Consider the following 23868-nt stretch of genomic DNA (forward strand, 5'->3'; position numbering starts at 1 on the left):
AGCGTTATTCGCTGGACCATGGCCCTGATCCTGCTTGGTTATGTTCTGGTCATGAAGGGGCATGATCAGTATGGCATCAGGAATGGATTTGCCGGATGGTGGCGCGGATCGCGCGATGCCCGACATCTTGGCTATGCCGCAGGCGCAAGCCAGGGCATGGAGACAAGTGCCTTTGCGGCGATGCAGCTTTTTGCCGGCCGCCTTGGCGTTATCGCCGCCGCAAGTTATGGCATCGCGATGACCATGCTGGCACTTATGTTCATGGTGGCACTTGGACTGGCGTCTGCAACATCTGTCAGGGTCGGGATAGCCTATGGCCGTCGGGACCGGCCGGATATGGCACTGGCTGGCTGGATCGGATTGTTGACCACGATGATTGTCATGTTCGGGTTAAGCATCCCGCTTTATCTGTTCCCGGTCGGGGTTTCGCATCTGTTCACACAAGATATCAACGTCATTGCAACCACGGTTTCGGTTCTGGTTCTGATGCCGATTATTTTCCCGACCGATGGCGGGCAAAATGCCGCGATCAGTGCATTACGTGGTGCTGGTGACAAATGGGCGCCGACCGTCCTGCATCTGGTGTCTTATATCTTTGTGATGATCCCGGCTGGATATTACCTGACATTCGAGCGCGATATGGGGGTACGTGGCCTGTTCTGGGGAATCGTGATCGCAAGTCTGGTGGCGGTTTGCGGTCTGGCGATACGGTTTGCCATTGTTTCGCGCCGCGCAATCCCGGCCTATGTGGCGCGCGGTTGATCCGCCACCTGTTCAAACGCAAATCCCTGCAATGAAAAGGCCCGCCTGTGTGTTCAGGCGGGCCTTTGTTATTTATGCGCAGACTTGGGTTTTTGATGCTTAGGAGCGCGTCGCATCAAACTTGCGCCGCGGCATCAACAGATCGCAAAATGGCAGGACCAGCGTATCAAAAGCCGAAGCAGCCCGTGCGGCATCGATGCGAATAATGTGCTGTTCGATATCGCGCTGTGTCGCCAATTCACCAAGCGGGGCCAATTCGGGCAGCGCATCAACAAGGGTCGTGTAAAATTCGATCTGGTCGGCCCGGGCCGTCCCCGAAGCAAGATTGCCAAGATGGTTATAAAGCGCCATGGCCAGGAACCAGCGACAATAAGGCATCAATCCCTGAAGGATTTCGGCACGTTGTTGTGGTTGAAGATATTGTTGCAGATCACTGTCAAGCCACACCGCATTTTGCACACCGGCAATAAAAGCATTGCGCAAAGCCGGATATTCGTCGGTGAAAAAGACCGTCGTCAGCCAGCCTGACAATTCATCAAGTGACGTACGCCGGCTTTCCGGTGTGCTTTCGGCGGTAAAATCAAGAGCCGGCATCGGCGGTTTCCCGGACATGGCAAGACTTGCCACCGCCGGATCAATCAGGGCATTGGCAAGCCATGCCTGATGCCAGATTCGCATTGGCCTGAAGAAAGGTTCCTTTTCAGACCCGCCAGCATCGATCCAGCTTTCGATCAAATGCGCGCGGCCAAGACAAATACCCAGACGCAATGCGTCTTCAAACCCCATGCCCCCGACAAGCAACGGATCCCCCAGCATGTCTTCGAGGAGCGGCAGGCTTGTTGCAACGTGATCGGCACGAAGCCCGGCACCGAGCGGCTGATAAAAAGCCGCACCATCACCATGGGCAAGAACCGTGCGCGCATGTTTGGCAAACTGTCCCCAGAAAACCAGCCGAACCGGTTCGGCACGCTTGCGCCAAAGCGGGCGGGTCAGATGCCAGTTTTCCGTTTCAAATTCGGCAAGCGGCATCATGCCGACAAGACGGGCCAACGGTTTTGCCACCGCCTGTTCCAGTGCATCTACATCGCCAACATGACCGATCGAAAGCCGCCATCCCGGTTGTTCATGGGGGTGGCGGTCAAGCCAAAGCATGGCAAATCCCGATGCCCCGGCACGTTCGCAAGATGGCGCAACCAGATCAAAGAAAAGGGATAGTGCGGATGGAATGTCGGGTACCAGATGGTCAGGCAATGCATCCCCAACCACCCAGGTCTTGACCATTACGTCATCGGCATCTGGCCGGTCATGAAAACGCGGCGGCAAAAAGCCGGCATATTGGTTGGCAGAACTCAGTGCGTCGGTCATGGCAGCCTCGTAAATACAAGCGGGATAAGGTTCGCGCCGTCTGTTTGGTGCTGATACCCAACGCGATCAGTCAGGTCAATGAGATGCGCGCGCCACAGCGGTACAACCAGATCCCTGCAATCGACAAGTTTGTGCTGTTCCTATGCCCGTGTGAGCCCGGCATGCCCGATGCTTGCTTCGCGATAAACAGATGGTGGCATTGCCATCAAGCGTCTGAAATCCCGGGAAAAATGCGCATTGTCTGTAAAGCCGCACCAAAAGCCGATTTCCCCAACCGACAGGGTCGTACCACACAAAAGCCGGCATGCTTCGCGCACGCGGACCAAACGCAAAATATCAGAGAACCGACTGCTGGCCTGTTGCAGGCGTCGCTGCAACGTGCGGCCGGATGTTTCAAGTGCCGCAGCGACTTCGTCGATTGTCCAGCTGCGTCCGATATCCTGTTCAAGGATTGCAAAAAGTTGCCTGACAATTGGTCGTTGCGCACCAATTGCCGGCGCGGTTCCGGGCATATTGGCCAAGAAAGGATAGGACGAAGAGACCGGCTCAAAACTGTTCCAGTTGATGCGGAAACGAAGCCCGCGACCGGTAAAGTCGAGCTTGTTATTGATCCGGCCCTTGCGCATGACACGGATGGCGGGGCCATGGCTTGGCAAAATCGTGCTGTCGATATTTTCGGCACCGACAGCTTCGAGAAGGCCGATTAAAAATCCCTGAAGAAGAAGGTTTTCAACCCGTGCAGGCGGCTGTCCGCGCACAACACCGCGATGGATGCTCATGGATTTTCCGGTAATTGAAAATTCGCTGCGTGCACGGGCGTGGGAATAACCTTCCAGACGGCGCCAACGGTCGGCAATGACCGCCGGTGTTGCCGAATGACGCAACATTGTCAGGATCGGCTCCTGTTCCTTGGCAGCGAGATGCCGACCAAGGCGCACCAGAACCGCCGGACCATTTGATTCTTCGAGCGCGAGCATGATGCTGCGCAGCTTGGCAGATGTGACAACGGTGCCCGCCGGGACCAGATCATACCCGCGCGGCAACCAGGCCAATTGCCGGATCAGGGCAACATGCAATCCGAAAGAAACAAATTCCTGCATCGAAACACGCCAAAATTCCAAGTTTGGCGCGATCATACAAACTATTGATTGCACTGTCAGCGCACGATCCAAAATGTCACGAAGCTGTTACATAACAGCATCTTCATCAGGACTTCCAATCAGCCAGACAAGCAAAGGACAGATGACGGATACAGGATGAGCATATGGCGGAACGCCACATATTGCCCGAACCGCCCGTGCATGTCAGTCTGGGCCATTCCGAATTCACATTTAACGGACATATGGCGTGATCAAGGTTCTTTTTGTCTGTACCGGCAACATTTGTCGGTCCCCCACCGCAGACGGGGTTTTCCGTAAAATTGTTGACCAGGCGGGACTTTCCGACCAAATCGGCATTGATAGCTGCGGGTTGTCTGCCTATCACGTTGGTGAATTGCCAGATCCCCGATCACGGGAAATGGCCGAAAGCCGCGGCTATGATCTGAACGATATCCGGTCCCGCAAAATCAAGCCAAGCGACTATATACAGTTCGACTACATTCTGGCGATGGATGATGGCCATTTGCGCGACATGCGTCGTCAGGCCCCGTCGGAACATCAACATCGCATCGAGCTGTTTCTGGATTACCACCCCGAAATGGCCGGGCAAAGTGTCCCTGATCCGTATTATGGTGGCAGCAACGGGTTTATCCGCGTGTTCGACATGATCGAAGAAACGTCAAACAATCTGTTGTCCCATATCCGTAAACAGCACGGCTTGTAACACAGCCACCAAAGATGGACAGAAATGCCGCAACATCGCTGATTGAACGTTTGACCGGCTGCCCGGTCAAACAGATTACCCGCATGTCTGGCGGTTCCTTTGCCGAGGTCATCCGGCTGGATCTGAGCGATGGCCGATCAGTTGTCGCAAAGATTGCAAGCAGCGGGAAAGGCGACCTTGAGACAGAGGCAGAAATGTTGCGCTATTTCGCGAAACATTCCCCGATTGCCTGTCCTGATGTCATTCATGCTGACCAAGACTGTCTGGTGATGACCTATGTCGCCAATGACAACCGGATGTCACAAAGCGTTCAGCGTGATCTGGCCATCCAGCTTGCCGCACAGCATCAGGTCACTGCTCCGAAATTCGGTCTTGCGTTTGACACCCTGATCGGGGGATTACACCAGCCCAACAGGTTCGAGCAAAGCTGGGTAACCTTTTTCGGGGAGAATCGCCTGCGACACATGGCGCAGGTAGCACATCGCGAAGGGCAATTGTCCGCATCGCTGACTGTGCGGATTGATCACCTTATCCAGCGGCTCGATCATTTCATTGATGACAAACCACAAAGTTCGCTTCTGCATGGGGATCTTTGGGGCGGAAATATCCTGTGTCAGGATGGGCGGGTTGCGGCCCTGATTGATCCGGCAATTTATTACGGTGACCGCGAAATCGAGCTGGCCTTCGGGACACTGTTTGGCGATCTGGGACCGGATTTTTTTGGGCAATATCATGAAATTTTGCCAATCGCGCCAGGGTTCTTTGAAGAACGCAGGGATTTGTATAATCTTTATCCGTTACTGGTGCATGTGCGCCTGTTTGGTGCGCCATATGTCAGATCGGTTGAAAACATCCTTGAGCGATTTGGCGTTTAAGAGAGACCGCCTTTATCCAAAACAATTGTCGAAATACAGGGGACGAGAGAGTTGAAATTTCTAGCAGGAGCCGCTCTGGCACTTTCCATGACGGTCAGCATTGCCGCCATCGCCCATGAAGGTGCGAGCGGCGTTGTCAAAGAACGCATGGATGGCATGAAAGCCATCGGCCAGCAGGTCAAGATCATGGTCCCGATGATGAAAGGCACATTGCCTTATGATCCGGCCAAGGTCGCCCAATCAGCCGAAATCATTGAACGTCACGCCGGTGAAAACTTCACCAGCCTGTTCCCGGAAGGCAGCGACGGAAAGCCATCGGAAGCCCATGCCGATATCTGGTCGGACTGGTCAAAATTCAACGACCTTGCCATCGAGCTTGAAACCAGTGCATCGGAACTCAAAACGGTTGCAGCCAATAACGGCTCGGAAGATGCCTTCAAGGGCGCGCTGGGCTCGGCATTGCGGACCTGCAAATCCTGCCACAGCAGTTTCCGCGAATAGGCAACAGGCCTGTCGCAAGACACTGCCAATAAAAAGGCCGCAGCACCCGAAATGCTGCGGCCTTTGTCATTCAATGTGCTATCGGCGCGATTAGCGACCGATCATCGCGAAAAATTCACGACGGGTAATCGGATCATCGCGGAATGCACCGAGCATCCGGCTGGTGACCATTGATACGCCGGTTTTGTGCACGCCGCGGGTGCTCATGCACTGGTGGTTGGCATCAATCACCACAGCAACACCAAGCGGATCAAGCTCTTCCTGAATGGTGTTAGCGACCTGTGCTGTCATTTTTTCCTGAATCTGCAACCGTTTGGAATAGACTTCGACAACACGGGCCAGTTTGGAAATGCCAACAACGCGCTTACGCGGCAGATAGGCGACATGTGCGACACCGATGATCGGCACCATGTGGTGTTCGCAATATGACTCAACGCGGATGTCACGCAGGACAACCATTTCGTCATAGCCGTCGGTTTCTTCAAAAGTCCGCCGCAGAATCTCGGCCGGGTCCTGCTGGTAGCCCGCAAAGAATTCGCCATAAGAACGCACCACACGATCGGGCGTCCCACGCAATCCTTCGCGGTCGGGATCGTCCCCCGCCCAGCGAAGAAGGGTCCGCACCGCATCTTCTGCTTCTTCGCGTGTTGGACGTTTCACGGCGCTATGTTCGCTGCACATACTAAATCCTTTTGTCATTTCCGTGCGGGATAAATCCCGGCTTGGTGGGGCTCCTGACCCGCTTTTATATCAGTTCACAGTATGTTGCCCATGGGGACTGTCCAGAGAAAAGGCAGGAATGGCAATATCAAAATGATTGCCGTCCATGTCCATCATCTCATAGGTCCCAACCATAAAGCCACTTGGCGTCGCCAGTGGCGCACCACTGGTATAGTTGAAACGTTCCCCACCTGCGAGGACGGGCTGTTCGCCGACAACACCCGGGCCTTTGACCTCCTGGGTTTCCCCGCGTGAATCCGTAATCCGCCAGTAGCGACTAAGCAACTGGACGGTTTTGGATCCGAGGTTTTCAATCTCGATCCGATAGGCCCAAACATAGCGATGGGTATCAGGATCGGATTCATCCTCAAGGAATACGGGTTGCACCGAAACCTTGATGTCGTGGGTTACGGTCGAATACATGCACGTCTCCAGGCCAAATGTGTTCCATTCATCTTCTGTCAGCCAAGATCACAATTGATGAGCCATATGTAGACAGTCTGCATAAGAAGTACCAGTGGCCTGTCACAATAGTTGCGAAACAGTTTCGCCGCTACTGCCAGGCCGCCAAAACACCCTTCTAAAAGCAACGGCCCGCACATTGTACGGGCCGTTCCGATATCAGGATTACCGTATCACCATCCGTTATACGGAAAGGGCCGCCAGCAGATCTTCTTTCAGATCATCAATGTCTTCCAGACCAACAGACAAACGCAGCATGCCCTCGGTAATGCCCATCGTGATTTTGTCCTCGGCCGGGACACGCTGATGCGTTGTCGTCCAGGGATGGGTGGCCAGACTTTTGGCATCGCCGAGATTGTTGGATATATCAATCAGATTGAGGTTATCAAGCAACGAAAAGGCTGCTTTCTTGCCCCCGGCAAGCTCAATCGCGATCAATCCACCGCCCCGACCAGACATCTGTTTCATTGCCAGTTCATGCTGCGGGTGACTTTTCAGTCCCGGATAGATAACGCGCGACACTTGCGGCTGTTCCGACAGGAATTCCGCCAATGCCGATGCATTGCGGATATGCTGGTCCACACGCAGGCTAAGTGTTTCAAGACCTTTGAGAAGCACCCAGGCGTTGAACGGGCTCATGCTCGGCCCGGTGTGACGCAGGAATGTCGTCAGGTGTTCGTCATGCCATTCCTTGTCGTTAAACAGGATGGCCCCGCCAAGACAGCGCCCCTGACCATCAATATGCTTGGTCGCGGAATAGACAACAATATCAGCCCCCAGTTCCATCGGCTTTTGCAGGATCGGGGTCGCGAAAACGTTATCGACCACGACTTTCGCACCTGCCTTGTGCGCCAGATCGGCGATAAAGGCGATATCAAGAACTTCCAGGGTCGGGTTGGACGGCGTTTCAAGAAAGACCGCATCGGCCGGCTTGGAAAGGGCTTCTTCCCATGCGGCGTGATCCGTACCGTCGACCAGTTCGGTTTCAACACCAAAGCGGGGCAAAAGCGTGGTCAGGATGAATTCACAAGACCCGAACAATGCGCGCGAACCCACAACACGCCCGCCTGCCTTGGTACAAGCCGCAAGCGCATTCCACACCGCCGACATGCCAGATGCGGTCGCCCGGCAGTATTTCGCGCCTTCGAGCAACGCAAGGCGTTCCTCGAACATGTTCACGGTCGGATTGGCAAAACGTGAATAGACATAGCGTTCCGGACCACTGCCATCAAAGGAGGCCTCGGCCTCGGCGGCGGTTTCATACACATATCCGGAATTCATAAAGATGGCTTCGGACGTTTCGGAGAAACCGGTGCGCGCGGTACCACCACGAACGGAACGGGTCGCGGCACGCCAGTTATCGGAAGCCTTTTTTTCGGTCGTCATCGTCTTGCTCCTAATATGCCCGAAGATATTGGTGCGTTCCGGGCACAAAAAACCCTGACCGGCATGAATGGGTCAGGGCCGAAGCCGTTTTACCCCTCTTTAGCGATTTTTTACGTGGCCGCAAGCCGGTCGACAAATCCCACGATGCGCAGACGATACGTCCAGATTTCCCCGACGTCAAGCACCAGACCATCAGGATTTCTGCGCAGCTTTGTCTGCATTGATGCTTTGTCGGTGATCGCGATTTCCTCACGCAATGGTGAAAGCAGTTCATAAGCTTCTTTCGAGAATTCGCTCTAATCTTGCCGAAATTAATGCAATCCTGTTTATCGGGTTTTGCTCTTCACCCCGTCACCAGATCCATGCAAGAGCGTGAATTATATGATCAAAACCAGTTCAGCGACGCCAACAGTGTCCGACCACAAAACAGAACATACAGATCAGAATCAGGCTGCGCGCAAACCGCTTTGGCGCCGGTTGCTGCCACTTGTGGTTCTGATTTGCGGCCTGCTTGTCGCCTGGAGCAGCGGCCTTCTGGATTTGCTGTCCTTTGACACGTTACGTGACAATCGCGACCAGTTGCAGGACCTCGTTGCCAGCAAACCTGTGCTCAGCATTCTGGGCTTTATGGCGATTTACGTGATTGCGGTTGCCCTGTCCTTGCCGCTTGGGTCCATTCTGACCATTTCCGGGGGCTTTTTGTTTGGTGCCGTACTCGGGACCACATATGTCGTCAGTGCCGCGACCCTTGGCGCTGTCATCGTTTATCTTGCCGCGCGATACGCGTTTTACGATGTCATGCATGACAAGGCGGGCAGTGCAATTCGGAAAATGGAAAAAGGCTTTTCCGAAAATGCCTTCAGCTATCTGATGGTCTTGCGCCTGATCCCGATATTCCCGTTCTGGCTTGTCAATCTGGTACCGGCATTGCTCGGGGTGAAATTGCGCTCCTTTGCCATGGGAACCTTGCTTGGCATCATTCCGGGCACCTTTGTTTACGCATCTATCGGTGACGGTCTTGGTGCCCTGTTTGATCAGGGCAAGACACCCGATCTTGGCGTCATTTTCGAACCCCGAATTCTGACCCCGATTATTGGCCTGGCTGTTCTGGCGATGCTGCCGGTTGCCTACAAGAAACTTCGCAAATCCAAGAATGAGGCCAGCTCAGATGAGTAAATTGATCAAAACCGACATCTGCGTCATTGGTGCCGGGTCTGGCGGTCTTTCGGTTGCGGCGGGGGCCGTTCAAATGGGGGCAAAGGTTGTCCTGGTCGAAAAGGGCAAAATGGGCGGTGACTGCCTGAATACCGGTTGCGTGCCCTCCAAGGCCCTTCTGGCGGCGGGTCATGCTGCCGAAAATGCACGTAAAGCTTCGCGGTTTGGCATTTCAACCGGCCCGGTAAGCGTCAATTTCGATCAGGCAATCGATCATGTTCATTCGGTAATTTCGGGCATTGCGCCCCATGATTCGGTTGAACGATTTGAAGAACTGGGCTGCGACGTCATACAGGCAGAAGGAAAATTCACAGCCCCCGACAACCTTGTTGCAGGTGACAGCACAATCAAGGCGAAGCGTTTTGTCATCGCAACCGGATCGCGCGCAGCAGTGCCCCCGATCCCCGGTCTTGATGCCGTTCCCTATTTCACCAACGAGAATATTTTTGAAAACCGTGTTTGCCCTGAACATCTGATTGTCATTGGCGGCGGTCCGATCGGACTTGAAATGGCACAGGCCCATCAGCAACTTGGCGCCAAGGTGACCGTCATTGAAATGATGTCCATTCTGCCAAAAGACGATGCAGACATGGTGTCTGTGGTCCGCGACAATATCAAATCCAGCGGTATCACCCTGTATGAAGGCAGCAAAACCAAGGAAGTCCAGTCAAACGGTGACAACATTCGTGTCATCATTGAGCATGACGGCATCGAAATCACGCTTGAGGGCAGCCACCTTCTGCTTGCCACTGGACGCAAGCCGAATGTTGAAAATCTGGGCCTTGAGCAGGCAGGTGTTGAATATGAACGAACCGGTATCATCGTTGATGAACGCCTGCGAAGCTCGAACCGCAAGATTTTTGCGATTGGCGACGTAACCGGTGGTCTGCAATTTACCCATATGGCGGGATATGATGCCGGAATTGTCATTCGAAATGCCTTGTTTAAACTCCCGGCCAAGGTCAATTACAATGCGGTTCCTTGGGTGACCTATACCCAGCCCGAACTTGCCCAGGCTGGCATGAACGAAACCGCGGCGCGTGCCAAATATGGTGACAGTATCCGGGTTGTCCGATGGGATTATGCCGAAAATGATCGCGCCCGGGCCGAGGCAGATACAACCGGTTTCATCAAGGTCGTCACGACCGCAAAAGGCCGCATTCTGGGTGCCGGGATCGTTGGCCGTCAGGCCGGCGAGTTGATCGGGCTCTGGTCATTCGCGATTTCACAGAAAATGAAAATCGGGGCGATTGCCGGCATGATCGCGCCGTATCCGACCCTTGGTGAATTGTCCAAACGGGTTGCCGGTGCCTGGTACACTCCCAGCCTGTTTAGCGAAAGAACCCGAAAAATTGTTCGTTTCCTTCTCAAGCTTGGCTAACGGCCCGATGTCATCAAGACAAACAAGCTTCTGTAGCACTGTACTTTTTTGACGGTCTCTGACTAACATCTCCTTATGGAACGGCCGCATCTTAAATTGCCCCCATGGGCCAAATCGCTTTCCGCACGCCTGCTGGTGCTGACGGTCAGTTTTGTGATGCTTGCAGAGATCTTTGTCTTTGCCCCGTCCGTTGCGCGGTTCAGGGTCGACTGGCTCAAGGCACATCTTGATTCCGGCTATCTCGCGGCCCTGGCGCTTGAAGCAACCCCCGATCAGATGATCCCAGATGATCTTGAAAAGGAACTGCTGTCAAATGCCGGGATTGAGGCCGTCATTCTGCGCCGCGAAGACCGCAAGCTTCTTTTGCAACGCGATGACATGCCCGCCAAGGTCGACAAGAACGTCAATCTGACCAACTTTTCCATCCCGATGGCGGTAATGGAAGGCCTGGCAACCTTGGCACAAACCGAAGACCGCATGCTGCGTGTCATCGGCATGCCGTCAATGGCACCGGATTTCGAAATTGAAATTCTGGTTCATGAAAAAGCACTGACCAAGGCAATGCGCAATTTTGGCTGGCGGGTGTTTGGCCTGTCGCTGATGATTTCGTTCTTTACGGCTGGTCTGGTCTATTTTGCCCTCAATCGGTTGCTGGTGCGTCCAATGCGCACACTGACACATGACATGATCCGGTTTCGCGAAAACCCCCAGGACAAATCATCGCTGATCACACCGGGTCTGCGCGATGATGAAATCGGTGTCGCCCGTCAGGAGCTGGCCATCATGCAGCAAGACATCCAGGCGATGCTCAATCAGCGCCGACGTCTGGCTGCTTTGGGAACGGCGGCCACCAAAATCAGTCATGATTTGCGCAATGCATTGGCGACATCGATGCTGATGACAGAGCAGCTCGCCAAAAGTCAGGATGACGAAGTCCGCGCAGTTGTGCCCCGACTGCTGTCTTCGATGGAGCGCGCGGTTTATATCAGTGAGCAAACATTGTCCTTTGCCCGCGAAACCCCGGCACCTCGTGATCTGGCGAAATTCACGCTGATTGAGCTGATCGAGGAGATCCGCGATCAGATTCTGTTGCAGAAATCGGAAAACCTGATGGATGGGGCCGCTGGTCGTGATCTTGGCGATAAAGCCGAACCCTGCACCGCGCGCATCGACATCGATTTGCCCGACGATGTTATGCTTGAGGCAGATTATGACATGCTGTTTCGCGCCTTCAGCAACCTGATCCGCAACCCGCTCGAAGCGGGGGCAGACATCGTCACTGTCACATGGTCAAATCCGATTGCCGGAAAAACAAGCGACGAATCGGATCAGTCGCGCAGTTTCATTGATGTTCTGATCAAGGATAATGGCCCCGGATTGCCCGAAAAGGCGATCAAAAACCTGTTCGTTCCCTTTGCCGGAAGTGGTCGCAAAGGCGGCACCGGCTTGGGGCTTGCCATCGCGCGGGAGTTGATAAGCACGCATAATGGCGAACTTCGCCTCGTTGCAACAGGCCCGGACGGCGCTGTTTTCGGTGTAAAACTGCCGATAATCACCTGATTTTGCTGCATTGCCCTATCGCAATGCGTCATGTTGATAGTTTAAATCTATCAAAACATTTTTTATATTCAATTTTATCTTGGGAATGATCTTTGGCACCTTGTCTTCAAGGCGATGCCGGGCCGAAATCCCGATCCCCGATCCGCTCCTGACCCAAGGCTCGGTATCGCCTGATTGATTTCCCTGATCGGTCAATCACCTGCAAGAAGACCCCAAAAGCGTTGATTTTGGAAATAGACGCGCCTTGCGGTTGATAGAAACGATCAGACAGCTGAATAATCCTTGCCGGATTATCATCGAGGGACCATTCAAACGGTCCCTGACCCTCAACCCCTTGCTCCCCCCGGGCAAGGGGTGTCTTTTTATCGGAACAGATTTCTGGGTCTGCCTGATCAGAGTTCCATCCTATAGCGGACGCACGAATGACTTGCGGATGTCTTCGATTTTCGGCCTCAAAAAGCAGCCCTTCGCATGGTCATTGACCAACCCCATTGCCTGCATGAAGGCAAAAACGGTTGTCGGTCCGACAAATTTCCAACCCCGTTTTTTCAAGTCTTTTGACAAGGCCACCGATGTCGGAGATGTCGACATTGTCTGCGGCGTCGCGATTTCCGTCGGATCCGGTTCAAATCGCCAGAAATAGGCGGCAAGCGATCCTTCGCGTTCGACCATCTCACAGGCACGCTGTGCGTTGTTGATCGTAGCTTCGATCTTGCCGCGATGCCGAATGATCCCTGCATCTTGCAAAAGACGCGCTATGTCAGTTTCATCAAACTGCGCAACACGACGAAAATCAAAATCGGCAAAGGCGGCTCGGAAATTTTCACGCTTTGACAAAATGGTGCGCCAGCTCAGCCCCGACTGGAAACCCTCCAGACAGATCTTTTCGAACAGACGTCGATCATTCGTAACCGGAAATCCCCATTCGGTGTCATGATATGCGTTGAATTCCGGCGCTGCATCACACCATGAACACCGGCATTTCCCGTCCGGCCCGGTCACAATCCTGTCCATTGCTCACGCCTTTAAAAATTCAAGCCGCGGATCGGTCTGCCCGGGCGCAATTTCAATGATCTCTGCCGATACGATGCCTTCAATCACAAACGGATCCTGATCGACCCGGGCCTGGAGATCTTCACGCGTGACGCCATGGGCAAGAACCGCGCCACCCAAATTGGGCTGTAAACTTCCGACAACCAGAAACACGCCGTCCGCCAATCCCTTCTGGATCCAGGATTTATGACCGTCCATAAATTCTCCGGCACGGCTGCGGTTTTCCGCAAATTTAAGCAATACGACAAACATCTTTGCATTCCCTGTTCACGATTGAGCAGATCTGTTGAGATCGGCGATCTGGCCATCAAGCCAGTCACACATCAGCGTCACTTCACTTTGAAGAAACCCATTGTCGTCAAAGGCGTTTGCAAGGGTGGCGACACCTTGACTGCGCCCAAGAATATGCATTGCCAATCCATCGGATTTGGCGCCAAAGCCAAGGGCCGAAAACTGCCGGCCCAACCAGGTTCTAAACAGGGTGAACAATGCGGCGGCATCGCTGTGCGCCGAATGGTTAAGCTTTGCCAGCTCCGATGACAGGGTGCCAACCGGGCAGCCGAACTTTCGGATCTTCTCACCATTGACGATCAGGATATGGATAAAGCTTCGGATACGCTCAGCCGGGTCGTTGCCAGTGACTTCCCAGTGGTCAAGCATCTGTTCGGTATTCGCCAGGCGCTGATTGATCACCGCATCAAGGATGTCATCCTTGGTTTTGAAGTGATGGTAAAAATTGCCCCGTGAAATACCAACCGCACTTGCGATATCGGCAAAGGAAGTTGCTTCGAACCCTTGCTGATAAAAAAGACGATCTGCTGTCTCGATGATCCGGTCGCGCGTTGACATTGCTTTTCCTGCTTTTGAATGACTAGGACATGTGTCCTATTTCGAAGATTAGGTCAATCGTCCTAACTCGTCAACAGGCCCGAATCAAAACACCCGCAGGCGCGATACCTGCGGGTGTTTAAAATCATCAAACAAAGGCGATCGATCAGTCGCGCCAAAAGGCCGGGAACAACAGAACCAAGACCGTAAAGACTTCCAGGCGCCCGATCAGCATACCGATCGACATCAACCATTTTGCCCCGTCCGGCAGGGTCGCAAAGTTCCCCGATGGCCCGACAATCGGGCCAAGGCCCGGACCAACATTGGCAATGGCCGTGCCGGCACTGGAAACCGCTGTAATGAAGTCCAGCCCCATCGCCCCAAGGGCCGCTGCCAGCACAACAAAGCAGAACACAAACAGGAAGAAGAAGCTCAAAACCGATTCTGTAACATCTTCTGAAAGCGGTTTGCGGTTGTAATAGGCAATGAACACCCCGTGCGGCCGCAACATGTGCGACAACTGAATTTTGGCGATTTCATAAAGCACCTGAAGACGGAATATCTTGACCCCGCAGGTCGTCGACCCTGCACAGCCCCCGACAAACATCACAAAGAAGAACACCGTAACCGCGAATGGCCCCCAAAGGCCGTAATCGGTCGTCGCATAACCCGTTCCGGTCATCACCGACACGATGTTGAATGATGTATAGCGCAACGCATGAAGGAACGGCACACCATTGGTTTCCGAATGCCAAAACGCCAATCCGACAATGATCGAAACGGCAATGGTCAAAAACCAACGGACCTGACTGTCGCGGAAAAGCGCATTGCCCTGCCCGCGCAACATCTGCAAATACAGAATGAATGGCAATGCACCCGTCGCCATGCCAAGCGTGATGATGACGTCAATTGCTGCACTGTCGAAATGCCCGACCGATGCATCCTTGGTCGAAAAGCCGCCTGTGGCAATCGTGGTCATGGCATGGGCAATCGCATCAAACGGCGTCATGCCCGCCCACCACAACAGGATCGCCCACAATGCGGTAAAACTCAGATACAGCATAGCGATGCCCATGGCGATTTGGGTCGCGCGCGGGAATGCCTTGTCCGACTTGTCGGAGTTTTCCATCCGGAAAAGCTGCATCCCGCCAACACGCAGCATCGGCATGACGGCAATCGCCATCACAATGATCCCGATCCCGCCAAGCCACTGCAACAATGCGCGCCACAACAATATCCCCGGCGGGGCCGTATCAAGCCCGACAATAACGGTCGACCCGGTGGTCGAGATTCCCGACATCGCTTCGAAAAAGGCGTCGGTATAGGACATATCAAGGTCGGAAAAGGCAAAGGGCAGCGCAGATGCCGCCGTCAGAACCACCCAGCTCAAAGTCGTCAGGATGAAAGCCTGTCGCGAATTGATCTTCAGATTGTCCATCCGGTTCATCATGATCAATGCACCGCCGACAAACAGCGAAACGAATGATGCCGCGGAAAACACGATCCAGTCCGATTGACCGTAATAAAGGTCAACCAGTGCCGGCACGAACATGCCTATGGAAAGCGTGCACAACAAAATGCCGACAATGAAAAGAATAGGACGGAAATCAATCAATGAAACGCCTCTTGGCATATAGTGCCGCATCTCCCCCCGGATGCTGCGGCATGATGCATTTGCTGTTCTGGTTTCAGGGGCAGCCCCAAAGGGCACTGCATAACCGAAATTGCGGACAACATGTACCCCATTCATGACAAGCAGCGGAATTCTTGGCACAAGCGTTGATAAAGTCCAGTCCTTTATCGGCTATGCGTTTTTGTTCTGGCAGGTTTGGCATAGGCGGAAATCCGCCATTTCCGGGTTGGCAGGACGCTTGATCGCCGCTATATCGGCGGGGTAAACAAATTCAAGAAAGAAAGCAGCCGCGGAAATGTCCGAACTCGCCAAAACCTTTATTCTGACCATCACATGCCCCGATACCTTCGGGATTGTCGCAAGCGTTTCAAGCTTCCTTGCCGACGAAGGCGCGTTCGTGACCAAACTTGAACAGTTTGGTGACCCCATTAGCAAACGCTTCTTTATGCGTGTCAAATTTGAAGCTGGTCGCGCCTTGCGCACGGATTCCGAATTTGCAGAAAAATTTGCACCGGTTGCCGAAAAATTCTCGATGCAGTGGAAACTGCACGACTTCCATCGCAAACCGAAAGTGTTGCTGATGGTGTCGAAATTCGGCCATTGCCTGAATGATATTCTGCACCGTGTTGCATCCAACAACCTGCATATCGAAATTCCGGCCATCGTTTCAAACCATGAAGACATGCGCGGCATCGTCGAATGGTACGGCATCCCCTATTATCACCTGCCGGTCAGCAAAGAAACCAAGGCAACCCAGGAACAGAAGCTCCTTGATCTGGTCGGGGAATATAAGGCTGATCTGGTTGGTCTTGCCCGCTATATGCAGGTGCTTTCAACCGACCTGTGCCAGGAACTCGAAGGGCGTTGCATCAACATCCATCATTCGTTCCTGCCAAGCTTCAAGGGTGCAAAACCCTATCACCAGGCGCATGCGCGCGGCGTGAAACTGATCGGCGCAACGGCGCATTACGTGACAGCAGACCTCGACGAAGGTCCGATCATTCATCAGGCTGTCGAACGCGTTGATCATACCATGACCGCTGATGACATGGTCGAAATCGGTCGTGATATTGAATCGGTCGTATTTTCCCGCGCCATTCAGATGCATTGCGAACATCGCGTGTTCCGCAACGATCACAAAACCATCGTATTCCGCCGCTAGTTCCGGGCTTGCACACGCAAAAGTTTCACGAAACCGCCAGTCACCTGATTGGCGGTTTCTTTTGATTCAGACCAAATTAATCGCCGACTGCATTTGGCACCCTGTGCCATTTTGGCCCGTGCAATGATCCGTTCTTTCCCGTAGATTACCAAACCGGAAGTGCTGAGCATAAAACAGCCAGCGATATAAGGTTTTATCTTTGGGGAGCTTTCCGTGCACGGGAAGAAATTATATTTCGCTATCGTTTTATGCGTTCTTCTTGCGGTTGGTTTTCTGACCACAAGTTTTGTAAGCTTTTATGTCGCACGGGATTCGCTTGAAGAACAGATTTCCGAAACCACACTTCCGCTAACCAGCGACAATATCTATTCCGAAATCCAGCGTGACCTGCTTCAGCCGATCTTCATTTCGTCGCTGATGGCCCATGATACCTTTGTGCGCGACTGGGCCTTGTCCGGCGAGACCGATGAAAAACGCATCATCAAATATCTGACCGAAATCCAGTCACGCTACGACACCATCACGTCCTATTTTATCTCGGATAAAACCCGGAACTATTATCATCCAAGCGGCGTGATCAAGCAGATCAGCGAAGATGACCCGGCCGATGCCTGGTACTTCCGGGCACGCGATGCCAAAAAGCCTTATGAAATCAATATCGACCATGACACGGTCGATCGGTCCCGCATGTCGATCTTCGTCAATTATCAGGTACTCGACTATAACGGGAATGTCATTGGCATAACAGGCGTTGGCTTGTCGGTCAGTTCGGTCACCAACCTGATTGAAACCTATCAGAACCGGTATGGTCGGACGATCTATTTTGTCGACACCCAGGGTCATGTGACATTGCGCGGCAGCGGCTTTGGCGATGCGCAAAATCTGCACGAACGGCAAGGCATGCGCCATCTTGCCACACAGATCCTGACATCGCCGGGTGCATCGATGTCGTATGAGGAAGATGGCCATACATATTTCGTCAACAGCCGCCTTGTACCGGAATTCGGGTGGCTTCTGATCGTTGAACAAAGCGATTATTCATCAAATGGCCGACTGCAAAACACCCTGTTTGCCAATATCGGCATTTCGCTTCTGATCACCGTCATCGTCGGTCTTGTCGCCTATCTGACGGTTCGCAATTACCAGAACCGGCTCGAAGAACTGGCATCACGGGACAAGCTGACCGGAAGCCTCAATCGTCAGGTCTTTGACATGGTCTTTGACCAGACAACCAAAACCGCCCGTCGTCAAAAAACGCCATTGTCTGTCATGTGTTTTGATCTCGACGGGTTCAAAAGCATCAATGACACCTATGGTCATCCGGGTGGTGATGCGGTTTTGCGCGAAGTTCTGACATCGATCCGTACCAATGTTCGTGAATCTGATCTGATTTGCCGTTGGGGCGGGGACGAATTCGTGGTGATATTCCCCGAAACCGGTCGTCAGGACGCCATGATCAAGGCCCGCGAACTCGCCGATAATATCCGCGAAGCACCTGTGCGATTTGGCCGTGACCAGATCCTGATTACGATCAGCGCCGGTGTGACCGAGTATCGCGACGGCGAAGACCTTGAAACCCTGATGGCGCGCGTTGATAACGCGCTATACACCGCCAAGGCATCCGGACGCGATCATATTTCACTGGCGTGAACGGCCTGACCGGCCCGACATGGCACCGACAGAACTCTGTCAAAACAAATGGCCCCGCCAGATGATCTGGCGGGGCCATTTTCATATCAGGATCAAAGCCGGGCTTAGTCGGCGATCGATGCTTCTGCAATCTGGACCGCGTTAAGGGCCGCACCTTTGAGAAGCTGGTCACCGGCAACAAACAGTTCCAGACCGTGATCCCCAAAGATCAGGTTAGAACGGATACGACCGACTTCGACGTCATACTGTTTGGTCGCGGTCAACGGCATCGGATATTTGTTATTTGCCGGATCATCGACAAGTTTGACACCCTTGGCCTTGGACAGAACTTCGCGGGCCTGCGCCGGGGTAACGGCCTTTTCGGTTTCCACGACGATCGCTTCGGAATGGGTACGCTCGGTCGGGATACGAACCGCGGTGCACGATACCGGCAGATCCGGCGTGCCAAAGATCTTGCGCGTTTCCCAGGTCACCTTCATCTCTTCGCGGGTGTAGCCATTGTCCTGGAAGCTGTCGATATGCGGGATAACGTTGAATGCCAGCGGATGGGCAAAGACTTCTGCCGGAACCGGCTTGCCTTCAAGACCGGAAGCCAGACCTTCGCGCAGTTCGTTCATGCCCGGCTGACCCGCACCCGATGCCGCCTGATAGGTCGACACGATGACTTTCTTAAGGCCAAACGCCTGATGCAGCGGCCAAAGTGCAACAGCGGCAATCGCCGTGGTGCAGTTCGGGTTCGCGATCAGTTTCGCGGTCTTGGCAAGGTCACCATTGATTTCCGGCACGATCAGCGGCACATCGTCATTCAGACGGAATGCCGACGAGTTATCAATCACCAGCGCACCTTCGGCGATCTTCGGCGCATATTCCTTGGCGAAATCACCCGAAACAGCAAGGAAGACAATGTCGCACTGCTTTGCTTCTTCGACAGAGAACAGCGCGACGGTCTTAGTGCCAAACTTAGTCTCCACGGTCTTGCCTGCTGAACGCTCGGATGCGAACAGGGTGAGTTCACCCACAGGGAAGTTACGATCAAACATAACGTTGATCAGCTCGACGCCAACCGCACCGGTTGCGCCGATCACACCGACATGGAGATTTTCGGCACTCATAATACTTGTCTAACCTCGTATAAAAATTGTTGTCGTATTCGACTACCGCGATCATTCGCGGGCCGCGCATTATAGGGATTTATCAAGGTAACGCAAATGTACCTTGCTGCATCGCACTTATGCGCGGAAATGTTCTGTCTCTAACGCCCCTGACAACAGTTTGTTCCATGTCGTTTTTCATAGGCCAGACGCAAAAATCCGCCCTTCGACAGTACCACCGCCAAGCAGGTGTCGAAGGGCGGATTTAACCGTCGTGAAGACGGCATTTCCAGACATCAGCAAAGAATCGACCAGCACGGACCGTGCCGGTCAGACATTCACACGATCAGAAAAGACAATGTTTTGCGAAATCCGCGGCCTCATTGGCCGTCCAGTCGCCTTTGGGCTTTTCCTTAAGATCGGCACACCATTCCTCGCTGCCGACTTCCGGTGAACAGGCCGAAACCACACCGGCAATCATCAGTACCGAAAAAACAGTGGCCATTTTGCGCGTGAATTTGTTCTGCAGCATCATGTCCGTGTCCAGGTTTGTTTGTTCGTTTGTTTTGTTTGTTGCCTTCACAACATTGCACAAACCTGTATCAAACCGGTCACGCCGTCTGTGGCGTCCGTCACAGCCGTTCGATATTTCCCGAAACAAGGGATGACGGGGTTAATCCCGCCAGAATGACGGCATCAAAAGCACCAGAAGGGTCTCGAATTCAAGTCGCCCAAGAACCATTGCGATATCAAGAATCCATTTCGCAGAATCCGGCAAGGACTGGAAATTGCCCGCCGGCCCGATAATGTTGCCAAGACCCGGCCCCACATTGGCAAGTGACGTTGCAGCGGCACTCATCGACGTGATCAGATCAAGCCCCGTCATGCCAAGCGCGATGGTCACCGCGATATAGCTGACAGTCAGCAGGAACACATAAACCGTCACGGCATTATAGATGTCAGACGTGATTTCATGCCGGTCAATACGACTGACCACGACAGCCGACGGACTGCGCAGCCGCATGAAATGGGCACGCAACCCTGTAAACACCACATAAAGACGGAACATCTTGAAACCGCCTGATGTGGATCCGGAACATCCACCAATGAAGGTCGCAAAGAAAAACAGCATTACTGCTGCCGGCCCCCACAAAAGATAGTCCCCCGACGCAAACCCGGTGGTCGTTATGACCGACACAAGGTTAAATGCCGCCATGGTCAAAGACCGGAACAGGCTGTCATCTGAAATCTGGGCCAAACGAATCGTCAGCAACACGGTAAAGCCCGCGATGATCAGACAGAACAGCTTGATCTGCTGATTGCCGATTACGGCCTGGATATTGCGTTTGCGCAGCACCACGGCATAGGCAGTAAACGGCAATCCACCGGCAAACATGAACAGAATGGCGATCCAGTGCAGCGACAGGCTGCTGTCAAACTTGGCAAAGGACAAATCCGACGTTGCATAGCCACCGGTCGACAATGTCGTCATCGCATAGTTGATGGCATCAAACCAGTTCATGCCAAATACGCGATACAAAACAAGGCACACGAAAGTCAGGCTGCTATAGATCAGGACGATCTGCAAACACATGTCGCGCATGCGCGGGCTGAGCTTTTCTGAACGATCGGAACTTTCCATCTGGAAAAGCTGCATCCCGCCAACCCGCATCATCGGCAACAATGCCAGCGCGGTAACGATGATCCCGATCCCGCCCAGCCACTGCATGATGGACCGCCACAACAGCAAACCCGGTGGCAACTGGTCAAGCCCGGACAGGATGGTCGAACCCGTTGTCGTCAGACCCGAAACCGTTTCGAACACGGCATCGCAAAAACTGATATCCAGCGACGAATACCAAAGCGGCAATGCCCCGGTCACACTGACAGCAATCCAGGACACAACGGTCAGGACATATCCCTGCCGGGCGGTGACACGCGGCCCGATATCCGATCGGCAGGCAAGGCACGCCATGCCGCCAAGTCCGATGGTCGTGATCGATGCCTGGGCAAAGATTTTCCAGTCAGGATTACCGTAATAAAGATCCACGGCAGCCGGCACCATCATCGAAATCCCGATGATAATGACCATAACCCCGACAACGAAAAAGATGGGTTGCAGACGAAACAAAGAAGCTTCCCTGTCAGCAAAAGACAAACCCGCTTGTAGCGCCAAATCCCGATCAATGCATCCTGTTATTGCGCATGGCACCTGCCACACCGCATGCGGTTTCAGACCTTAAAATCAAAGCCGGTCATCATTTTGCCGTTCTTTTCCCTTGTTCTTTTGATCTATCCGATGTGTCATTCGTCAAAGACCGATCCGTCGCCCAACCATCGAGGTCCCGTTGCAGCGTTTTGTCCGCCTTCTCATTCTGTTCGCAGTTCCCCTTCTGTTTGTCCTGGCGGTCTATGCGCAGGGCGGGCCGGTACATGCAGCAGACAAAACCCAGCACAGGGACAAGCTCGCCGGGCTGGAAGCCGAAGGACGTGATGTTGTCGTCATTGATGGCGATACCATCATCATCGACAATGTTGTTGCCGATATCGCCGGCATTGACGCCCCAGAACTTGGCCAGCAATGCCTTCATAATGGCAGTTTCTGGGATTGTGGCATGTCTTCGGCGATGCAACTTCGCAAATATTTTGCCATGGCACCGTTCCCGGTGCAGTGCTGGCCCGGGGATCAGGAACGCTCGTCCAAACCGGGCGACTTCCCCATCGTGGAATGCGGAATTGGGGAACGTGACGTTGCCGCTGCAATGATCAGCGATGGCGAAGCACTTCCGATAAGCGGCTATTCACATCGCTATGATCGTTTGTCCGCAGAAGCCGACAACGCCGAAATCGGCATTCATGGCGGTGACATGATTGCCCCGGCCGACTGGCGGGACGGAAAGCGCCTTGAAGGTGAAACAGGTCGATGCCTGTTCGTCGCGACAGCAGACCACCACTATATCGGCACACTTGATCCGCGCTTTGGTAAGATCAATCAGGCAACAAACACCGAACTTTGCAGCGACGAAGAAGCTCGCACCAAGGGCTATTCTTATGCCCCGTGATCACGCCAAGTGAAGCTTCCTGTTATTTGCACGAGACAGCCGACAGATACCAATCACCCAAAGCAGTTCGATCAGCAACGTTACTATCGCCCAACTGACGATGAAGACTGTGACGCCATCTGGAAGTTCGACCATAACATATTCACCGTCGACTTTGCCGCCGACACGGTGCAGGTAAACCCAAACAATCGGCAATACCGAGATCGGGACCATCAATGCAACACAGGCGGCAAAATTCGCCTTTGGCCATTTTACCGACCTTTTGCCTTGCTGCTTTTTCACATAAAGCCAGCCCCCGGAAAGCGACAATCCAGCCAGGACAAGACCGAAAACAAACCAGACAACCTTGCTGGCGATCCCTGCGAATGTTCCAAAATGCAAAATATCGACCGTTTCAGACCAACGCCAATAGGTGTTTAGATCTTCGGCATACTGATTGAATTCAATCTCGCCACTGGCGGGATTGATAAACAGCTTGTTTGCCCGGTCTCGTACCAAAACATCATCGGATTGGCCGATAACGTAAAAAAATCCTGCACGATCAGGCTGGATCGTTGTGATGTGCATATCAGGGCGCGCCTGCCGCGCGATCTCAATCAATTCTCCAACAGCCAACTTCTCCAGCCCCTTGTTTCCGGGACCTGGCAACTGGTGAACTGCCAACGGATAGGCATCGACCAAGGCAAATTTTTCATCACCAAGTTTGTAGCGCGCTTCTTCAAACAGATACCAGACACCGGTAAACGCCATCAACAAAACGAACCAAAGGCTCCATAGCCCCGCAAATTTGTGCAGGTTGCTCCACAGGCTGATTTTTGTTCTTCCAAGACGCAGCTGAAAGAAGCGCTGCCACCACCGTTTAAAAAAACACAACGCTGAGAACATCGACAGGAACAGCGGAATGGCAAACAAACAGACAAGGAACTTGCCAACGCCATAAAGACCGAAAAACGCCTCGTGAAACTCGCGAAAGAACCTTTGAACTGTAAAGATCGACTGGCTTCCGGAAACCTCGGATGTCGCTGGACTAAAATACACGAACAAGCGTGCGCCATCCGGTTCCTTGACTGTGAACCGTGCGGCGGAAACTTTGTTTACCGGGGCTTCGGCGAGTTCGATTTTGGCACCAGGATAAGCACGTTCCACGACCGAGAAAGCGGTTGAAAAGTCGAACGTTTCGTCTGCTGTGGCTGCGCGGGACTCAGGCATAAGAAGCCAATCGATTTCCGATGATAGTGCGGCAAAAGCCCCACTCCAACATATGGAAAACAACATCAGCCCCAAATACACGCCGATCCAGCTATGCCAGTCAAACCAGTTTGGTTTGACTGACATTTT

The 23868-nt window shown here is 53.4% G+C and carries 23 protein-coding genes and 1 riboswitch (1 of these 24 only partly in view); of the genes, 10 read left to right on the plus strand and 13 right to left on the minus strand.

The annotated features are described in order from the left end of the window. Nucleotides 1–762, plus strand: partial view of an MATE family efflux transporter gene (locus tag SIB88_RS00040; protein WP_412559020.1) — the 3' portion only. Its footprint begins 666 nt before the window's first position; only the last 762 of its 1428 coding nucleotides appear in the window; its start codon lies off the left edge, out of view; the stop codon is at nt 760–762. 99 nt (nt 763–861) lie between these two features. Here the strand turns inward: SIB88_RS00040 and SIB88_RS00045 are convergent, their stop codons facing one another. Together SIB88_RS00045 and SIB88_RS00050 are read right to left on the minus strand one after the other, a co-directional pair. Then, the gene (locus SIB88_RS00045) at nt 862–2127 is read right to left on the minus strand and encodes a hypothetical protein (RefSeq protein WP_412559021.1); all 1266 of its coding nucleotides are present in this window, start codon (nt 2125–2127) and stop codon (nt 862–864) included. A gap of 140 nt (nt 2128–2267) precedes the next feature. Then, nucleotides 2268–3227 (minus strand): helix-turn-helix transcriptional regulator, encoded by a 960-nt coding sequence (locus SIB88_RS00050; RefSeq protein WP_068517844.1) that lies wholly within the window; start codon nt 3225–3227, stop codon nt 2268–2270. A 247-nt stretch (nt 3228–3474) separates the two neighbouring features. Here SIB88_RS00050 and SIB88_RS00055 point away from each other — a divergent pair, with 247 nt between their 5' ends. Genes SIB88_RS00055 through SIB88_RS00065 form a run of 3 tightly spaced genes read left to right on the plus strand, consistent with a single transcriptional unit; the run spans nt 3475 to nt 5327 of the window. Next, a complete protein-coding gene (locus SIB88_RS00055) occupies nt 3475–3951 on the plus strand; it encodes a low molecular weight protein-tyrosine-phosphatase (RefSeq protein WP_412559022.1) in 477 nt (158 codons plus the stop codon). A 14-nt stretch (nt 3952–3965) separates the two neighbouring features. Further along, a complete protein-coding gene (locus SIB88_RS00060; RefSeq protein WP_412559023.1) occupies nt 3966–4826 on the plus strand; it encodes a fructosamine kinase family protein in 861 nt (286 codons plus the stop codon). A gap of 51 nt (nt 4827–4877) precedes the next feature. Further along, a complete protein-coding gene (locus SIB88_RS00065) occupies nt 4878–5327 on the plus strand; it encodes a c-type cytochrome (RefSeq protein WP_412559024.1) in 450 nt (149 codons plus the stop codon). Nucleotides 5328–5417: 90 nt separating this feature from the next. Here SIB88_RS00065 and folE read toward each other — a convergent pair whose 3' ends face one another. From folE to metZ, 3 genes are all read right to left on the minus strand, one after another. Next, the gene (gene folE, locus SIB88_RS00070; protein WP_068517759.1) at nt 5418–6008 is read right to left on the minus strand and encodes a GTP cyclohydrolase I FolE; all 591 of its coding nucleotides are present in this window, start codon (nt 6006–6008) and stop codon (nt 5418–5420) included. A gap of 69 nt (nt 6009–6077) precedes the next feature. Further along, the gene (apaG, locus tag SIB88_RS00075) at nt 6078–6470 is read right to left on the minus strand and encodes a Co2+/Mg2+ efflux protein ApaG (protein WP_068517760.1); all 393 of its coding nucleotides are present in this window, start codon (nt 6468–6470) and stop codon (nt 6078–6080) included. Nucleotides 6471–6692: 222 nt separating this feature from the next. Further along, nucleotides 6693–7895 (minus strand): O-succinylhomoserine sulfhydrylase, encoded by a 1203-nt coding sequence (gene metZ, locus SIB88_RS00080; protein WP_412559025.1) that lies wholly within the window; start codon nt 7893–7895, stop codon nt 6693–6695. 78 nt (nt 7896–7973) lie between these two features. Beyond that, nucleotides 7974–8048: riboswitch (SAM riboswitch) on the minus strand. A gap of 258 nt (nt 8049–8306) precedes the next feature. Between metZ and SIB88_RS00085 the strand changes: the two genes are divergently transcribed. The 3 genes from SIB88_RS00085 (at nt 8307) to SIB88_RS00095 (ending at nt 12051) form a co-directional block, all read left to right on the plus strand. After that, nucleotides 8307–9071, plus strand: a complete 765-nt coding sequence (locus SIB88_RS00085) for a TVP38/TMEM64 family protein (RefSeq protein WP_412559026.1) — start codon at nt 8307–8309, stop codon at nt 9069–9071. Next, nucleotides 9064–10491, plus strand: a complete 1428-nt coding sequence (locus tag SIB88_RS00090) for a dihydrolipoyl dehydrogenase family protein (protein WP_412559027.1) — start codon at nt 9064–9066, stop codon at nt 10489–10491. The genes SIB88_RS00085 and SIB88_RS00090 overlap by 8 nt, the downstream gene beginning before the upstream one ends. Nucleotides 10492–10566: 75 nt before the next feature. Then, on the plus strand, nt 10567–12051 hold the full coding sequence (locus SIB88_RS00095; protein WP_206926285.1) for a sensor histidine kinase: 1485 nt from the start codon (nt 10567–10569) through the stop codon (nt 12049–12051). A 405-nt stretch (nt 12052–12456) separates the two neighbouring features. Here the strand turns inward: SIB88_RS00095 and SIB88_RS00100 are convergent, their stop codons facing one another. The 4 genes from SIB88_RS00100 to SIB88_RS00115 all read right to left on the minus strand — a co-directional run bounded on the left by SIB88_RS00100 (nt 12457) and on the right by SIB88_RS00115 (nt 15565). Next, on the minus strand, nt 12457–13065 hold the full coding sequence (locus SIB88_RS00100) for a DNA-3-methyladenine glycosylase I (RefSeq protein ID WP_412559028.1): 609 nt from the start codon (nt 13063–13065) through the stop codon (nt 12457–12459). Nucleotides 13066–13068: 3 nt separating this feature from the next. Beyond that, complete coding sequence (locus SIB88_RS00105; RefSeq protein WP_114112325.1) at nt 13069–13356, minus strand: YciI family protein; 288 nt, start codon at nt 13354–13356, stop codon at nt 13069–13071. Nucleotides 13357–13371: 15 nt separating this feature from the next. After that, a complete protein-coding gene (locus SIB88_RS00110) occupies nt 13372–13953 on the minus strand; it encodes a TetR/AcrR family transcriptional regulator (protein ID WP_206926288.1) in 582 nt (193 codons plus the stop codon). A gap of 145 nt (nt 13954–14098) precedes the next feature. Then, nucleotides 14099–15565: a TrkH family potassium uptake protein gene (locus SIB88_RS00115; protein ID WP_228195114.1), complete on the minus strand. Its 1467-nt coding sequence runs from the start codon at nt 15563–15565 to the stop codon at nt 14099–14101. 295 nt (nt 15566–15860) lie between these two features. On the opposite strand from SIB88_RS00115, the gene purU reads away from it, so the two are divergent. Both purU and SIB88_RS00125 read left to right on the plus strand, forming a co-directional pair. Further along, nucleotides 15861–16727, plus strand: a complete 867-nt coding sequence (purU, locus tag SIB88_RS00120; protein ID WP_288350075.1) for a formyltetrahydrofolate deformylase — start codon at nt 15861–15863, stop codon at nt 16725–16727. A 213-nt stretch (nt 16728–16940) separates the two neighbouring features. Further along, nucleotides 16941–18377: a diguanylate cyclase gene (locus tag SIB88_RS00125; protein WP_068517780.1), complete on the plus strand. Its 1437-nt coding sequence runs from the start codon at nt 16941–16943 to the stop codon at nt 18375–18377. 104 nt (nt 18378–18481) lie between these two features. On the opposite strand, the gene SIB88_RS00130 is transcribed toward SIB88_RS00125, so the two are convergent. The 3 genes from SIB88_RS00130 to SIB88_RS00140 form a co-directional block, all read right to left on the minus strand. Beyond that, nucleotides 18482–19489 (minus strand): aspartate-semialdehyde dehydrogenase, encoded by a 1008-nt coding sequence (locus tag SIB88_RS00130; protein ID WP_101246980.1) that lies wholly within the window; start codon nt 19487–19489, stop codon nt 18482–18484. A 325-nt stretch (nt 19490–19814) separates the two neighbouring features. Next, nucleotides 19815–20003, minus strand: coding sequence for a DUF3012 domain-containing protein (locus SIB88_RS00135; protein ID WP_197460776.1), 189 nt, complete (start codon nt 20001–20003; stop codon nt 19815–19817). A gap of 138 nt (nt 20004–20141) precedes the next feature. Continuing rightward, nucleotides 20142–21599 carry a TrkH family potassium uptake protein gene (locus tag SIB88_RS00140; protein ID WP_231856678.1) on the minus strand — a complete coding sequence of 486 codons (1458 nt, stop codon included), beginning with the start codon at nt 21597–21599 and terminating at the stop codon, nt 20142–20144. A gap of 217 nt (nt 21600–21816) precedes the next feature. On the opposite strand from SIB88_RS00140, the gene SIB88_RS00145 reads away from it, so the two are divergent. Then, complete coding sequence (locus tag SIB88_RS00145) at nt 21817–22530, plus strand: thermonuclease family protein (RefSeq protein ID WP_412559029.1); 714 nt, start codon at nt 21817–21819, stop codon at nt 22528–22530. On the opposite strand, the gene SIB88_RS00150 is transcribed toward SIB88_RS00145, so the two are convergent. After that, complete coding sequence (locus SIB88_RS00150) at nt 22531–23865, minus strand: PepSY-associated TM helix domain-containing protein (protein WP_412559030.1); 1335 nt, start codon at nt 23863–23865, stop codon at nt 22531–22533. Nucleotides 23866–23868 lie beyond the last annotated feature (3 nt).

Origin of the sequence: Thalassospira sp. MIT121401 (assembly GCF_047125595.1) — a bacterium.
In the GTDB taxonomy this organism is placed as follows: Bacteria; Pseudomonadota; Alphaproteobacteria; order Rhodospirillales; family Thalassospiraceae; genus Thalassospira; species Thalassospira povalilytica.